This window comes from Xanthomonas sp. NCPPB 901 (genome assembly GCF_056725085.1).
Map to the genome: position 1 here is coordinate 4014559 of NZ_CM161511.1, position 15205 is coordinate 4029763.

At 70.0% G+C, this 15205-nt stretch carries 12 protein-coding genes; 7 read left to right on the forward strand and 5 right to left on the reverse strand.

Annotation, left to right across the window (positions count from 1 at the left end):
- Entirely contained in the window at positions 1-750 is a 750-nt protein-coding gene (locus AC1PME_RS17055) for a TerC family protein (protein ID WP_254459045.1), read from the reverse strand.
- Positions 751-789: 39 nt separating this feature from the next.
- Positions 790-1170, reverse strand: coding sequence for a diacylglycerol kinase (locus tag AC1PME_RS17060; protein ID WP_254459046.1), 381 nt, complete (start codon positions 1168-1170; stop codon positions 790-792).
- Positions 1171-1359: 189 nt separating this feature from the next.
- Here AC1PME_RS17060 and AC1PME_RS17065 point away from each other — a divergent pair, with 189 nt between their 5' ends.
- From AC1PME_RS17065 to AC1PME_RS17085, 5 genes are all read left to right on the forward strand, one after another.
- Complete coding sequence (locus tag AC1PME_RS17065; protein WP_307552225.1) at positions 1360-2076, forward strand: SGNH/GDSL hydrolase family protein; 717 nt, start codon at positions 1360-1362, stop codon at positions 2074-2076.
- A 108-nt stretch (positions 2077-2184) separates the two neighbouring features.
- A complete protein-coding gene (locus AC1PME_RS17070) occupies positions 2185-2871 on the forward strand; it encodes a response regulator transcription factor (protein WP_254459048.1) in 687 nt (228 codons plus the stop codon).
- Positions 2849-4258, forward strand: a complete 1410-nt coding sequence (locus tag AC1PME_RS17075; protein ID WP_481096496.1) for a sensor histidine kinase — start codon at positions 2849-2851, stop codon at positions 4256-4258. Before AC1PME_RS17070 ends, AC1PME_RS17075 begins: the two co-directional genes overlap by 23 nt.
- 186 nt (positions 4259-4444) lie before the next feature.
- On the forward strand, positions 4445-7657 hold the full coding sequence (locus tag AC1PME_RS17080) for an efflux RND transporter permease subunit (protein ID WP_481096497.1): 3213 nt from the start codon (positions 4445-4447) through the stop codon (positions 7655-7657).
- Complete coding sequence (locus AC1PME_RS17085; RefSeq protein WP_481096498.1) at positions 7647-8816, forward strand: efflux RND transporter periplasmic adaptor subunit; 1170 nt, start codon at positions 7647-7649, stop codon at positions 8814-8816. Before AC1PME_RS17080 ends, AC1PME_RS17085 begins: the two co-directional genes overlap by 11 nt.
- Positions 8817-8951: 135 nt before the next feature.
- On the opposite strand, the gene AC1PME_RS17090 is transcribed toward AC1PME_RS17085, so the two are convergent.
- From AC1PME_RS17090 to AC1PME_RS17100, 3 genes are all read right to left on the reverse strand, one after another.
- Positions 8952-10232, reverse strand: a complete 1281-nt coding sequence (locus AC1PME_RS17090) for a sensor histidine kinase (protein WP_254459052.1) — start codon at positions 10230-10232, stop codon at positions 8952-8954.
- 107 nt (positions 10233-10339) lie between these two features.
- On the reverse strand, positions 10340-11053 hold the full coding sequence (locus tag AC1PME_RS17095) for a response regulator transcription factor (RefSeq protein WP_003481607.1): 714 nt from the start codon (positions 11051-11053) through the stop codon (positions 10340-10342).
- 92 nt (positions 11054-11145) lie between these two features.
- Positions 11146-11805, reverse strand: coding sequence for an arylesterase (locus tag AC1PME_RS17100; protein WP_307552257.1), 660 nt, complete (start codon positions 11803-11805; stop codon positions 11146-11148).
- A gap of 125 nt (positions 11806-11930) precedes the next feature.
- Here AC1PME_RS17100 and AC1PME_RS17105 point away from each other — a divergent pair, with 125 nt between their 5' ends.
- Together AC1PME_RS17105 and AC1PME_RS17110 are read left to right on the forward strand one after the other, a co-directional pair.
- Positions 11931-12533: an ABC transporter ATP-binding protein gene (locus AC1PME_RS17105; RefSeq protein WP_481096499.1), complete on the forward strand. Its 603-nt coding sequence runs from the start codon at positions 11931-11933 to the stop codon at positions 12531-12533.
- On the forward strand, positions 12530-15013 hold the full coding sequence (locus AC1PME_RS17110) for an ABC transporter permease (RefSeq protein WP_481096500.1): 2484 nt from the start codon (positions 12530-12532) through the stop codon (positions 15011-15013). Before AC1PME_RS17105 ends, AC1PME_RS17110 begins: the two co-directional genes overlap by 4 nt.
- Positions 15014-15205: the final 192 nt, after the last annotated feature.

The window sequence follows — 15205 nt, forward strand, 5'->3', positions numbered from 1 at the left end:
TCACCACTTCCCGGCGCCGGGCACCTGGTGCGCGGCCGCGCGCCGGCGCATCAGCAGGTTCAGCCACTCCACCAGCACCGAGAAGCCCATCGCCGCGTAGATGTAGGGCTTGGGCACGTGCACGTCCAGGCCGTCCAGGATCAGCACCACGCCGATCATCAGGATGAAGGCCAGCGCCAGCATCTTCACCGTCGGGTTGGCGTCGATGAAGCGGCCCAGCGGATTGGCCGCCAGCAGCATCACCGCCACCGCCAGCAGCACCGCGGCGATCATCACCGGGATGTGCTGGGCCATGCCCACCGCGGTGATCACCGAATCCAGCGAGAACACGATGTCGATCACCGCGATCTGCGCGATCACCATCCAGAACACGCCCGAGGCCTTGCTGGTGGTGGGATCGGCATCGTCGCCGCCGGTGATCAGCTCGCGGATCTCCATGGTGCCCTTCACCAGCAGGAACAGGCCGCCGATGATCAGCACCAGGTCGCGGATCGAGATGCCCATGCCGGCGACGCTGAACAGCTCGCCCTGCATGCGCGCCAGGAACGCCAGCGACACCAGCAGCGCGATGCGGGTCAGGCACGCCACCGCGATGCCGAACCTGCGCGCGGCCGGGCGCTGCGCTTCCGGCAGCTTGCCCACCGCGATGGAGATGAACACCAGGTTGTCGATGCCCAGCACGATCTCCAACGCACTCAGCGTCAACAGCGTCAGCCAGGTGTTGGGGTCGGCGAGAAACTCGAGAGCCATGGGGTTGGATCCTTTAACAGAAGAAGAAACGGGCGGCGATCACAGCACGCGCGGCAGCAGGATCAGGCCCCAGCACAGCACCACGTTGGCCAGCATCACAAAGACCGCGGCCGAGCCCATGTCCTTGGCGCGGCCGGCCAGCTCGTGATGCTCGGGGCCGTAGCGCTCGATCACCGCTTCGATCGCCGAATTGAGCAGCTCCACCGCCAGCACCAGCAGCAGCGAGCCGATCATCAGCACCTGCTGCACCGGCCCCTGCCCCAGCCACAGCGCCAGCGGCGCCAGGACCAGGAACAGGCACACTTCCAGGCGGAACGAGGACTCGTGCAGCCAGGCCGCGCGCAGCCCCTGCCACGACCAGCGTGCCGCCATCAACATGCGGCGCGGGCCGCGCGGCAGGTGCCCGAACTGGTCGGCCACGGCTCAGCCCCGCCCCGTGCAATGGGGACGCGACGACGACGGCCGGAAGGAATCGGTCATGGGCAAGGGCGCAGCGGGCTAGACCGCAATTTTGCCACAAGCCCCGCGGCATCGCCGGTATCGCCGCGGATTTGCCTGCATGCGGCGCCTGCGGCACCATCGCCGATCCCCTTGCTTGGAGGAGGCGTCATGTCCCGTTCGCCGCTGCGCGCCCCGCTGCTCGCCCTAAGTCTGTTCAGCCTGTCCCTGCTCGGCCTGTCGCCGGCACGGGCCATTGTCCCGCCGCCGCCGCCCAGCGTGCCCGACCAGGTCTCCAATGCCGCCTGGGAAGAGGACATGGCGCGCTTCGCCAAGGACGATGCCGCGCATCCGGTCAAACCCGGCGGCGTGCTGTTCGTCGGCAGCTCCTCGATCCGCTTCTGGACCTCGCTGGCCACGGATTTTCCCGGCGTGCAGACGCTCAACCGCGGCTTCGGCGGTTCCGAGATCCGCGACAGCACCTGGTACGCCGACCGCATCGTGGTGCCGTACAAGCCGCGCCTGATCGTGTTCTACGCCGGCGACAACGATCTCAACAGCGGCCGCAGCCCGCAGCAGGTGCGCGACGACTTCGTGGCCTTCGTGACCCGCGTGCGCCGTGACCTGCCCAAGACCCGCATCGTCTACCTGTCGATCAAGCCCAGCCCGTCGCGCGCGGCGCTGATGCCGAAGATGGCCGAGGCCAACGCGCTGATCCGCAAGGCCGCCGCCGGCCTCAAGCAGGTCCAGTTCGTCGATGTGTACACGCCGATGCTGGGCGCCGACGGGCAGCCGCGCGCCGAGTTGTTCGGCCCGGACAAGTTGCACATGAACGCGGCCGGCTACGCGCTGTGGCGCGACACGCTGCGGCCTTACCTGGCGCCCTGACCGGCGATGAACGGCCTCGCGCGCGCGGCGCAACGGCGGCTGCCGGCCGGCAAGGTCGGCGGCGGTCGGCAAGCGCGTGCCGCTGTGCGCGGCACGGAGTAAGCGAGGATGCCCAGAGCCCTGGTCATCGAAGACGACGAAGTGACCGCCCGCGACATCGTCGCGGAACTCGGCGCGCATGGCTTCAGCACCGACTGGATCGCCGACGGGCGCGATGGCCTGCAGCGCGCGCTGACCGATGGCTACGACATCATCACCCTCGACCGCCTGCTGCCCGGCATGGACGGCATCGACGTCGTCTCCGAACTGCGCAAGCGCGCGGTACAGACGCCGGTGCTGATGATCAGCGCGCTCTCGGAGGTGGACGAGCGCGTGCGCGGCCTGCGCGCGGGCGGCGACGACTACCTGACCAAGCCGTTCTCGCCCGACGAACTGGTGGCGCGCGCCGAGGTGCTGGTGCGCCGCCATCGCAACGCGGCCACCACGCCCGAAACCCGCCTGCGCGTGGCCGACCTCGAACTCGACCTGGTCCGCCACAACGCATTGCGCGCCGGCCAGCCGCTGGCCCTGCTGCCCACCGAATTCCGCCTGCTCGAGTTCCTGATGCGCAACGCCGGCCAGGTGGTGACCCGGCAGATGATCTTCGAACACGTCTGGGGCTTCCATTTCGACCCCGGCACCAACGTGATCGATGTCCATATCGGGCGCCTGCGCCGCAAGATCGACGGCAACGGCCAGCCACCGCTCATCCGCACGATGCGCGGCTCGGGATATGTCCTTGCCCCCGCTGAGTGACGCCTGGCGCTCGGCCACGACGCGGCTGATCCTGATCTACGGGTCGCTGTTCGCGATCTGGTGCATCGTGCTGCTCGGCATCGTGCAATGGGAGTCCACGCGCTACCTGTCGCACGTGATCGACCAGATGCTCACCGCGCGCATCCATTACCTGGAGAACACCGATCCCAGGCGCCTGGCCCACACGGTGGGCGAAGCCAACGCCATCGACATCCAGGGCTTCATGTGGGTCGGCCTGTTCGATCCGCAGGGGCGCCGCATCGCCGGCAATATCGCCGAGGTCCCCAAGGACGTGGCCAGCGACGGCAGCGTCGGCCTGGTCAACGCCAGGCTGGTCGGCGCCGGGAACGGCAGCCTGACCCAGGCCCGCGGCATCGCCAGGGAACTGCCGGACGGACGCCGCCTGGTGGTGGTGAAGGCCAGCACCGTGATCGACGGGCTGACCGCGATCATCTACCGGGGCCTGTTGTGGGGACTGTCCCTGACCCTGCTGCCGGGGCTGCTCGGCGGCATCCTCCTGGCGCGCGGCCCGGCGCGGCGCATCCGTGCCATCCAGCAGGCCATGCAGCCCATCCACCGCGGCGACCTCAGCGTGCGCCTGCCGGTGTCGCGGCGCGGCGACGAGGTGGACCTGCTGGCGGCCACCGTGAACAGGACCCTGGACGAGGTCGAGCGCCTGCTCGGCGAGGTCAAGGGCGTCACCGACAACATCGCCCACGACCTGCGCACCCCGCTGACGCGCATGCGCACGCGCCTGCACCGGCTGCAGCAGCAGTTCGAGCAGCGCCCGGAAGGCGCGCAACTGGACGCATGCGTGAGCGAAATCGACACCGTGCTGACCCGGTTCCGCGCGCTGCTGCGCGTGTCGGAACTGGAAGATCGGCAACGCAGCGCCTGCTTCTCGGCGATCGACCTGGACGCACTGCTGCGAGACGTCCACGCGTTCTACGCGCCGTTGGCCGAGGACCGCGGGCAGGCCTTCGAACTCGCGCTGCAGCCCCTGCCCGCCGTGCACGGCGATCCGCACCTGCTGTTCGAGGCGCTGGCCAACATGGTCGGCAATGCGATCAAGTTCACCCCCGACGGCGGGACGATCCGCCTGCTGGCAGCGACCGACCAGGACGGCAACGCCCGCATCGATGTCGCCGATACCGGACCCGGCATCGCCCCCGACGAGCGCCAGGCGATCTTTCGCCGCTTCTATCGCGCCGACCAGACCCGCTCCCAGCCCGGCTGCGGGCTGGGGCTGGCGATCGTCAGCGCCATCGTCCGCCTGCATGGCTTCGTGCTGCAGGTCGGCGGCGACGCTCGCGGGGCGGTGTTCTCGATCCTCTGCCCGCCCGCCACCTCGGCACCGCTCGCCCGCGGCGCGCCCGGCCCGGCCTGACACCGAGCGCCCGTGCCGACGCGGCGCCCGCACGCACGCACGCATCCGCGGCTGCGCCCAAGCCGTTGAACGAGGGAGCGTTTGCGGCCACGGCCGGGATATCTAAATAAATCTTAATGACGCCCAGGAACGGTCCAGAGGCAAAATCTGCCGCGACGCAACATTCGCGCAGGGAACCGCTTCTCCATGATTGGCCTCGTCCGGATCGCACTGACGCGCCCGTATACCTTCGTCGTCCTGGCCCTGCTGATCCTGATCGTAGGCCCGCTCGCCGCGTTGCGCACGCCCACCGACATCTTTCCGGACATCAAGATCCCGGTGATCGCCGTGGTGTGGCAGTACAACGGTCTGCCGCCGGACCAGATGGCCGGCCGCGTCACCTCGCCGTTCGAACGCGTGCTCACCACCACCGTGAACGACGTCGAGCACATCGAGGCCAATTCGATCCAGGGCTTCGGCATCGTCAAGATCTTTTTCCAGCCCACCGTCGACATCCGTACCGCCAACGCGCAGGTCACCGCCGTCGCGCAGACCATGCTGCGGCAGCTGCCGCAGGGCACCACGCCGCCGCTGATCCTCAACTACAACGCCTCCACGGTGCCGATCATCCAGTTGGCGCTGTCCGGCAAAGGGCTCACCGAGCAGAACCTGGCCGACCTCGGGCTCAACATCATCCGCCCGCAGCTGACCTCGGTGGCCGGCGCGGCGATCCCGTACCCGTTCGGCGGCAAGACCCGTCAGGTCCAGATCGACATCGACCCGTCGGCGCTGCAGGCGCGCGGCCTGTCGGCGCAGGACGTGGCCAACGCGCTGGCGGCGCAGAACCTCATCACGCCGGTGGGAACGCAGAAGATCGGCAAGTACGAATACACGCTGCAGCTCAACAACGCGCCATCGGACATCGCGGAACTCGGCGACCTGCCGGTGAAGACGGTCGACGGCGCCACGGTGTTCATCCGCGACGTGGCGCATGTCCGCGACGGCGCGCCGCCGCAGACCAACATCGTGCACGTCAACGGCAATCGCTCGGTGCTGATGACGGTGATGAAGAACGGCTCGGCCTCGACGCTGGCGATCATCGCCGGCATCAAGGAGCGCGTGGCGGCAATGAAGGACGCCCTGCCGCCGGACCTGCGGATCGTTCCCATCGGCGACCAGTCGCTGTTCGTGAGCGGCGCGATCGAGGGCGTGGCGCGCGAAGGGGTGATCGCCGCGGCGCTCACCAGCCTGATGATCCTGCTGTTCCTGGGCAGCTGGCGCTCGACGCTGATCATCGCCATCTCGATCCCGCTGGCGATCCTCGGCTCGATCGCCGCGCTGTCGGCGGTCGGCGAAACGATGAACATCATGACCCTGGGCGGCCTGGCGCTCGCGGTGGGCATCCTGGTGGACGATGCCACGGTGACCATCGAGAACATCAACTGGCACCTGGAGCAGGGCAAGTCGGTGGAGACGGCGATCATGGACGGCGCGTCGCAGATCGTGACGCCCGCCTTCGTCTCGCTGCTGTGCATCTGCATCGTGTTCGTGCCGATGTTCTTCCTCGAAGGCGTGGCGCGCTTCCTGTTCGTGCCGATGGCCGAGGCGGTGATGTTCGCGATGATCGCGTCGTTCCTGCTGTCGCGCACGCTGGTGCCGACCATGGCCAAGTACCTGCTGCGTCCGCACGCCCCGCATACCGACATGCACGGCGACGGCCATGGCCAGCCGCCGTCGCGCAATCCGCTGGTGCGCTTCCAGCGCGGTTTCGAGAAGCGCTTCGAGCGGCTGCGCGCCGGCTACTACGCCCTGCTGGAAACCGCGCTGCTGCACCGCACGGCGTTCGTGCCCGGCTTCCTGCTGTGCGTGGCGCTGTCGTTCCTGCTGCTGCCGATGCTCGGCCGCAACTTCTTCCCGTCGGTGGACTCGGGCCAGATCCTGATGCACGTGCGCGCCCCGGTCGGCACCCGCGTGGAGGAGACCGCGCACCTGTTCGCCGACGTGACCGGCGCCGTGCGCAGGCTCATTCCGCCGCACGATCTGGCCAGCGTGGTCGACAACATCGGCCTGTCGTCCTCCGGCATCAACAACACCTACAACAACACCGGCACCATCGGCTCGCAGGACGGCGACCTCCAGATCGCGCTGAGCGAAGGCCACGCGCCCACCGCCGACTACGTGCGCATGCTGCGCCAGACCCTGCCGCGGCAATTCCCCTCCGTGGTGTTCTCGTTCCCGCCGGCCGACATCATCAGCCAGATCCTGAACTTCGGCGCGCCGGCGCCGGTGGACCTGCAGATCCGCGGCCCCAACCTCGCCGCCAACTTCGGCTACGCCAACCGCCTGCTGCGCGAGATCCGCCGCGTTCCCGGCGTGGCCGACGCGCGCATCCAGCAGTCGCAGGCCAGCCCCGGCTTCGCGGTGAACGTGGACCGCAGCCTTGCGCAACAGGTGGGCGTCACCGAGCGCGACGTGACCAGCAGCCTGGGCGTGAACCTGGCCGGTTCCAGCCAGATCGCCCCGACGTTCTGGCTGAATCCGCAGAACGGCGTCTCCTATCCCATCGTGATGCAGACGCCGCAGTACAGCCTCGACACCCTGCCCGACCTGCAGAACGTGCCGATCACCCCAAGTACGGGCCAGGACGGCGCGCAGCGTCTGGGCGGGCTGGCGACGCTGTCGCGGACCGCGAGCGATGCGGTGGTCAGCCAATACAACATCAATTCGATGGTGGAGATCTTCGCCTCCCCGCAGGACCGCGACCTCGGCGCGGTCGCCGCCGACATCCAGAAGATCCTCGACGCCAACCAGAAGTTCCTGCCCAAGGGCTCCAGCACGGTCCTGCTCGGCCAGGTGCAGACGATGAACAAGGCGTTCTCCGGGCTGATCTTCGGCCTGCTCGGCGCGATCGTGCTGATCTACCTGCTGATCGTGGTGAACTTCCAGTCGTGGAGCGATCCGTTCGTGATCGTGAGCGCATTGCCCGCGGCGATCGCCGGCATCGTCTGGATGCTGTTCGCCACGCACACCAGCCTGTCGGTTCCCGCGCTGACCGGGGCCATCATGTGCATGGGCGTGGCCACCGCCAACTCGATCCTGGTGGTGAGCTTCTGCCGCGAGCGCCTCGCCGCGCATGGCGACGCGGCGAAGGCGGCGCTGGAAGGCGGCTTCGTCCGCTTCCGCCCGGTGCTAATGACCGCGCTGGCGATGATCATCGGCATGGCGCCGATGGCCCTGGGCATGGGCGAAGGCGGCGAACAGAACGCGCCGCTGGGCCGCGCCGTCATCGGCGGCCTGATCTTCGCCACAGTGAGCACGCTGTTCTTCGTGCCGATCGTCTTCAGCCTCATCCACCGCCGTGCTTCCCAGCCGTCCTCCCCGACGGCGCACGCCCCCGGAGCGTCCCCGCATGTTGCCTGACCAGTCCTCCCCCATCCCGCCGCGCCGGCTCCGCCTGGCCGCGCTCATCGCCTCGATCGTGGTCCTGGCCATCGTCGTCGCCGGGGTCGCCACCCGCGCCGGCGACGCGCGCCGGTTGCGCGCGTGGACCGAGGACCAGGCGGTACCGACGGTGGCCGTGGTGGCCCCGGACACCAGCCAGGGCAGCGGGGTCCTCAACCTCCCCGGCCGCCTGGAGGCGTATGCCCGCGCACCGATCTTCGCCCGCACCAGCGGCTACCTGAAATGGTGGAAGACCGACATCGGCGCCAAGGTGAAGGCCGGCGATGTGCTCGCCGAGATCCAGACGCCCGACCTGGATCAGCAGTTGCTCCAGGCCAAGGCCGACCTCGCCAACGCGCGCGTCACCGCCGCGCTGGCGCAGACCACAGCCAGGCGCTGGCAGGCCATGGGCCAGACCGAGGTCGTGTCCAAGCAGGCCGTGGACGAGAAGACCGGCGACTACGACGCCAAGCGCGCCCTCGCCCAATCCGCACAGGCCAATCTCGAACGCCTCGAAGCGCTGAAGGGCTTCGCCAAACTGGTGGCGCCGTTCGACGGCACCGTCACCGCGCGCGAGACCGACGTCGGCGCGCTGATCAACGCCGGCGGCGGCCAGGAACTGTTCGTGGTCTCGGACACGCGCAAGCTGCGCATGTACGTGAACGTGCCGCAGAGCGATGCGCCATCGGTGCACACAGGCAGCCGGGTGACGCTGACGGTGCCGGAATACCCTGGGCAGACCTTCAGCGGCGTCGTCGACAGCGCATCGGGGGCGGTCAACGCCGCCTCCGGCACCACGCTGGTCCAGGTCGCCGTGGACAACCAGGACGGCAAGCTGCTGCCGGGCGGCTACGCCAGCGTCCGTTTCGATCTTCCGGCCGACGCCGCGCTGCTGCGGGTACCGGCCAGCGCGCTGGTGTTCGACGACAAGGACCTGCGCGTGGCGGTGGTCGACGCGCACGACACGGTCGTCTTCAAGCCGGTGACCATCGCGCGCGACTACGGCAAGACCGTGGAACTGGGGTCCGGCGTGGCCGCCGGCGACCGCCTGATCGAGAGTCCGCCGGACGGCCTGGCCGATGGCGACAAGGTGCGCATCAGCGCGCCGAAGGCGGAAGGCGCACACGCCAAGGCGTGACCCCGCGCAGCGGCGCCGAGGCGCCGCGGGACAATCCGGCCATGCGCGGGCGCCTGCCCGGCGTCGACAGCCGCCCGGCCGCCTGCCTTCGCACCGGCCTTCGCAGGAGACGCAGCGCCCACCCGGCGCCGGCGCTTACGTTGCCGGAACGAACCGCACCGTGGCGACGATACCGCCGCCCTCGGCGCTTTCCAGCGCCACCTGCCAGCCAAAGCGCTCGCACAACCGGCGCACGATCGACAGGCCCAGCCCGGTGCCCTGCGGGCGCTCCGGCTCGGCACGGAAGAACGGCTCGAAGGCGTGCCGCAGCGCCTCCTGGGACATGCCGATGCCGGTGTCGCGGATGCGGATGCAGTCGGCCTCGACCTCGACCTCGATGCGCCCGGTATCGGTGTAGCTGCAGGCATTGCGCAGCAGGTTGCTGACCACCACGTGCAGCACCCGCGGCGGCGCATGCAGCGTCGCCGCGGCCAGCACGCGCACGCTCAGGGTCACCGGCTTGCCGACCAGCAGCTCGCGCGCGTTCTCGGCCTCGTACTCGACCACGTCGGCGACCTCGAAGGTCTCGCTCTGCGGCACCACGTCCGCTTCCCGCGCCAGGATCAGGAAGGCGTCGATCACCGCCTCCATGTCGCGACCGGCGCGCTGGATCCGCTGCAGGCTGCGGTGCAGGCGCGGCGGCAGGTCCTGCTCGGTCATCGCGATGTCGGTGGCGACGCGGATCACCGTCAGCGGGGTGCGCAGTTCGTGGCTGGCATCGCGAGTGAAGTTGCGCTCGCGGGCGACGTGGTCGGTGACGCGCAGGGCCAGCGCGTGCAGGGCGGCGGCCAGCTGCCGCGCCTCGCCCTGCACGTCGGCCGGCAGGTTCTCCGGGGCCAGTTCGGCGGCGGCCGGGTGCCGCGGATCCCAGCGCGAGACCCGCCGCGCCAGCCAGTTCATCGGCGACAGCAGGCGCCGCGACACCCGCCAGGTCAGCCAGGCCACCACCAGCACCGCGATCAGGGTCAGCAGGGTCGGCACCACGCCGAACCAGAACGCCAGTCGTTGCGCCGGCGCGCGCAGGAACACCAGGTACAGGCGTCCGGCCTGGGTCTGGTCGACCAGTACCATCTCGCCACCGGGACGGTCCTCGTGCAGGCCGGGGGCCAGCCCGCGCAAGTCGGCGGGCAACGTCGCATCGGATTGCCCGGCCGGCACCAGATAGCCGCGCAGGCTATGGCTGTTGGGTGGCGGCTGTTGCGGCAGCTGCGCACGCAGGCGCCAGTAGTAGCGCGCCTCCTGCTGCAGGATCGAGCCGACCAGCGAATGCTGCACGATCGCCACCACCAGATAACTGGCAAGCGTGACCACGCAGCCCGCAAACACGATGCGGGCGATCAGGGCAAGGCGGAGTTTACGCGGCAACCCGTGCGGCATACGGCATCCGTGATCGTTGCCGCGATTATAGGAAGGCCGATCGTGAGTCTTTCGTGCAAGCGGCCCCGCTCAGCGGAGCCGCTCCGGTGTCCACGATCGGGCGCGGCTCAGCTCATCGGCTGGGCGATGTCGGCGATGCGGTAGCCGGCACTCTGCACGGTGTGCAGCAGCGGACGGTCGAACGGCTTGTCGATGATCTTGCGCAGGTTGTAGAGATGGCTGCGCAGGGTGTCCGAGTCGGGCAGGCCGTTGCCCCAGATCTCGCGCTCGATCTCCTGGCGGGTGACCACGCGCGGCGATTCGCGCATCAGGATGGTCAGCAGGCGCAGGCCGATCGGCGACAGCTGCAGTTCGGTGCCGGCACGGGTGGCGCGCATGCTCACCGGGTCCAGCACCAGGTCGGCCACCTTCAGCACTTCCGAGCCGACCTGGCGGCGCTCGCGACGGATCAGCGCGCGCAGGCGCGCTTCCAGTTCCTGGATCGCGAATGGCTTGGTCAGGTAGTCGTCGGCGCCGAAGCCCAGGCCGGTGAGCTTGTCGTCCAGCGTGTCGCGCGCGGTCAGCATCAGCACCGGGGTGGACTTGCGCGCATCGTTGCGCAGGCGCCGGCACACTTCGATGCCGTCCAGGCGCGGCAGCATCAGGTCCAGCACCACCACGTCGTAGCTGTTTTCCGCCGCCAGGCGGTAGCCATCCAGGCCATCGCAGGCGTAATCCACTTCGAACCCACGGCCTTCCAGATACTCGCCGATCATCTCGGAAATATTGCGGTTGTCTTCCACGACCAGCACGAGCCCGGATGTTTCCTTGGTCTGACGCATAACGCTTCCTCAGTCTTCAGCTTTGTGAAACATGCCGGATGGGCGGTGGTGGCGGCGTGAAGACCGCTTCATGTGCCTGACCCTGAAAAAAACTACTGCGCGATCAACGGCTTGAGCTGCGGCCAGACGTTGTCCAGCACCTTGGGCTGGGCCGCGGCGGTGGGGTGTAGGCCGTCGCTCTGCATCAGTGCCGGGTTCAGCGCCACGCCCTCCAGCAGGAACGGCAGCAGGCCGGTCCGGTACTGCTTCGCCAGGTCCGCATAGACCGCGCGCAGGCGCTGCCGGTAGCCCGGTCCGTAGTTCGGCGGCACATCGATGCCCAGCAACAGCACCTTCGCGCCGGCGTCACGGCTGAGCACGATCATCTTCTCCAGGTTGCCGCGTAGTTCGGCCGGGCTCAGCCCGCGCAACGCGTCGTTGCCGCCCAGTTCGATGACCACCACCGATGGCCGATGCTTCTGCAGCAGCGCCGGCAGGCGGGTCAGCGCGCCGGAGGAGGTCTCGCCGCTGATGCTGGCATTGACCACCGCCGGCGGCGCCCGCATCTGTTGCTGCAGGCGCTTGTCCAGCAAGGCCACCCAGCCGGACTGCAGCGGGATGTTGTGCGCCGCGCTGAGGCTGTCGCCGAGCACCAGCACCGGCCCCGTCGCACCTTTGGCACAGGCGATGGCGGGCAGCAGCACCCACCATGCCAGCAGCAGCCAGGCGCGGCGCGTCCAGGCCCGCTTGCTTCTCGTCTCGTCGCCACGCATCCGGAGATCCCCTTATCGACAGTCAGGCCCCCACGCTTCGCGCCGGCATCGCCATCGACGTGCGCGATGTCGGCAAATCCGTCAACGGACCGGAGGGTACGGTTCACATTCTCGACAAGGTCGGATTGACCATCGGTGAAGGCGACAGCGTCGCCATCGTCGGCGCGTCCGGGTCCGGCAAGACCACCCTGCTCGGTCTGCTGGCCGGCCTGGACCTGCCCACGCGCGGCGAGATCGTGCTGGCCGGGCAGTCGCTCAATACGCTGGACGAGGAAGCCCGCGCCGCGCTGCGCGCGCGCGAGGTCGGCTTCGTGTTCCAGAGCTTCCACCTGCTGCCGTCGCTGACCGCGGCGGAAAACGTCGCATTGCCGCTGGAACTGGCCGGGCGCGAGGATCCGGCGCGGGTACGCGAGGTGCTGGAGGCGGTCGGGCTGAGCGCGCGTGCGCGGCACTACCCGCGGCAACTGTCCGGCGGCGAACAGCAACGCGTGGCGCTGGCGCGCGCGTTCGTGGCGCGGCCGCGGATCCTGTTCGCCGACGAACCCACCGGCAGCCTCGACCAGGCCACCGGGCAACAGATCAGCGACCTGCTGTTCGCGCTCAACGCCGGCAGCGATACCACCCTGGTGCTGGTCACCCACGACATGCGCCTGGCGCAGCGCTGCGAACACCGCTACCGGCTCGACGGCGGCCGCCTGCGCGTGGCCGACGCGGCGGATGCCGCATGAACGTGCTGCGCCACGCCGCGCGCGCGCTGCGCCGCGAACTGTTCGCCGGCGACCTGCTGACCGTGTTCGCCGCGCTGGTGCTGGGCGTGGCCGTAATGACCGCGGTCGGCACCCTGGTCGACCGGGTGACCCTGGCGCTGACCGGCAGCGCCGCCGAGGTGATCGGCGGCGACCTCGGCGTGACCGGACGCCAGGACATCCCTGCCGCCTTCGCCGAGGAAGCGCAGCGCCGCGGCCTGCGCAGCACGCGCCTGGTCAGTTTCCCCAGCGTGCTGTTCCACGGCGACGCCAGCCAGATGGCCAACATCAAGGCGGTGGGCGCCGGCTACCCGCTGCGCGGCGAGCTGCTGGTCGCCCGCGACACCGTCGGCGCCGGCAGCGAACGCGCCGGACCGCCGCCGCGCGGCGAGGCCTATGCCGATCCACGCCTGCTCGAGGCCCTGGGCCTGAAGCTCGGCGATGCGCTGGAATTCGGCGCCGGCACGCTGCGCGTGACCCGGGTGCTGCGCGCCGAGCCGGATGCCTCCGGCGAGCTGATGCAGTTGTCGCCGCCGCTGCTGGTCAACCGCGCCGACGTCGATGCCGCCGGCCTGCTCGGCCCCGGCAGCCGTGCCTCCTACCGGCTGATGTTCGCCGGCGCGCCCGGCGAGATCGCCGCCCTGCGCGAGTGGCTGGCACCGCGCGCCAAGGCGTTCCGCCTGGTCGGCATCGAGGACACCCAGCGCGGCGTGCGCGGCGCCTTCGACCGCGCCGGACGCTTCCTGGCCCTGGCCGCGTTGCTGGCGGTGCTGCTGGCCGGCGTCGCCACCGCGCTGGCCGCCAACCGCTTCGCCCTGCGTCGCATCGACCAGGTCGCGGTCCTGCGTTGTCTGGGCGCGCGCCAGCGCGACATCCTCGGCGCGCTGGCCCTGCAGTTGCTGCTGCTGGCGATCCCGGCCTGCGCGCTCGGCGTGGGCCTGGGCATGCTGGCCCAGGTCGGCCTGGTCGAGGCGCTGGGCAGCCTGATTCCCAACCGCCTGCCGCTGCCGCAGGCGACTCCGGCGCTGGCCGGCGCCGGCATCGGCCTGTTGCTGCTGCTCGGCTTCGGCCTGCCGCCACTGCTGCGCCTGCGCGACGTGCCGCCGATGCGCGTGCTCAACCGCAGTTTCGCCGCGCTGCCGCCGACCTCGCTGCTGGTCTACGCCGCGGCGCTGGTCGCCACCGTAGTGCTGGCGGTCTACGCCACCGGCGACGGCGTGCTGGCGGCCTGGGTGCTGGGCGGCCTGACCCTGCTGGCGGCGCTGGCCGCGGCGGTCGGCGGCGTGCTGTTGGCGGTGTTGCGGCGGCTGCAGGGACGCCTGCGCGGACCGTGGAAGCTGGGCCTGGCGGCGCTGACCCGGCGCCGTGCGCTGAGCGTGGTGCAGCTGGTGGGTCTGTCGCTGTCGTTGTGCGCGCTGCTGTTGCTGGCGGTGATCGGCCCCGGCCTGCTCGGGCAGTGGCGCGACCGGCTGCCGGCGGACACGCCGAACTACTTCCTGATGAACATCCAGCCCGACCAGGCCGAGCAGGTGCTGAGCACCCTGCGCACGCTGGGCGTCGCCGACGCGGCGGTGGAACCGTTCAGTACCGGCAAGCTGGTGGCGATCAACGGCAAGCCGCCGCAGCGCCGCGAGCAGGGCCCGGACGACGACGGCGACGGCAGCGACCGGCCGATCAACTTCTCCTGGCGGCACACGTTCCCCGCCGCCAACCGGCTGCTGTCCGGACGCTTCTGGGCCGCCGACAGCACCGCCGCCGAAGCTTCGGTGGAGGAAGGCTGGGCGCAGCGCTACGGGCTCAAGCTCGGCGACCGCATCACCCTGCTGCTCGGCGACCAGCAACGCAGCTTCACCGTGACCAGCCTGCGCAAGGCCGACTGGGATTCGTTCCGGGTCAACTTCTTCCTGCTGCTCAACGCCGGCGCGGTGCAGGATGCGCCGTACAACCTGATCTCCGCCTTCCACCTGCCGCGCGCCTCGGCCGCGCAGCTGAGCGGTCTCAGCCGCGCCTATCCGAACGTGTCGCTGCTGGACATCGACGCGATCCTGCAGCGCGTGCGCGAGGTCATCGACCGGGTCGCCCAGGCGGTGCAACTGGTGATGGGCTTCAGCCTGCTGGCCGGCGCGCTGGTGTTGCTGGCGGCGTTGCAGGCCACCGCCGGCGAGCGCCGCTACGACAGCGCGGTGCTGCGCACGCTGGGCGCGCGGCGCGGGCAACTGCGCGGCGCGGTGCTGGTGGAGTTCGGCGTGCTCGGCCTGCTCGCGGCGCTCCTGGCGGTCGGCGCTGCGGCGATCATCGGCGTGGTGGTGGCCAGGCAGGCCTTCGACCTCGCGCTGTCGCCGCCGTGGCCGGCGCTGCTGCTCGGCGGCCTCGGCGGCGTGGCGCTGAGCCTGCTCGCCGGCTGGTCGGGCACCCGCCGCATCCTGCGTACACCGCCGGCACTGGCCTTGCGCGAGAACTGAGCACACGGCGGCCCGGCACACCGGGCCGCTGCAAGACGCGGGCGTCGCCGTGCAACCATCGGCGGCGCGCACCGCCAACGGCGATCGGCGAACCACGACGAACGCCCAATCCCGAATCCCGAATCCCGAATCCCCAATCCCCAATCCCCAATCCCCAATCCCGGCACCACGCATATGCCGGTTGCGTATAAG

Excerpts from the sequence above, each read along its gene's own strand:
- AC1PME_RS17055 (WP_254459045.1), bottom strand. The coding sequence starts at position 750 with ATGGCTCTCGAGTTTCTCGCCGACCCCAACACCTGGCTGACGCTGTTG.
- AC1PME_RS17065 (WP_307552225.1), top strand. The coding sequence starts at position 1,360 with ATGTCCCGTTCGCCGCTGCGCGCCCCGCTGCTCGCCCTAAGTCTGTTC.
- AC1PME_RS17070 (WP_254459048.1), top strand. The coding sequence starts at position 2,185 with ATGCCCAGAGCCCTGGTCATCGAAGACGACGAAGTGACCGCCCGCGAC.
- AC1PME_RS17075 (WP_481096496.1), top strand. The coding sequence starts at position 2,849 with ATGTCCTTGCCCCCGCTGAGTGACGCCTGGCGCTCGGCCACGACGCGG.
- AC1PME_RS17080 (WP_481096497.1), top strand. The coding sequence starts at position 4,445 with ATGATTGGCCTCGTCCGGATCGCACTGACGCGCCCGTATACCTTCGTC.
- AC1PME_RS17085 (WP_481096498.1), top strand. The coding sequence starts at position 7,647 with ATGTTGCCTGACCAGTCCTCCCCCATCCCGCCGCGCCGGCTCCGCCTG.
- AC1PME_RS17090 (WP_254459052.1), bottom strand. The coding sequence starts at position 10,232 with ATGCCGCACGGGTTGCCGCGTAAACTCCGCCTTGCCCTGATCGCCCGC.
- AC1PME_RS17095 (WP_003481607.1), bottom strand. The coding sequence starts at position 11,053 with ATGCGTCAGACCAAGGAAACATCCGGGCTCGTGCTGGTCGTGGAAGAC.
- AC1PME_RS17100 (WP_307552257.1), bottom strand. The coding sequence starts at position 11,805 with ATGCGTGGCGACGAGACGAGAAGCAAGCGGGCCTGGACGCGCCGCGCC.
- AC1PME_RS17110 (WP_481096500.1), top strand. The coding sequence starts at position 12,530 with ATGAACGTGCTGCGCCACGCCGCGCGCGCGCTGCGCCGCGAACTGTTC.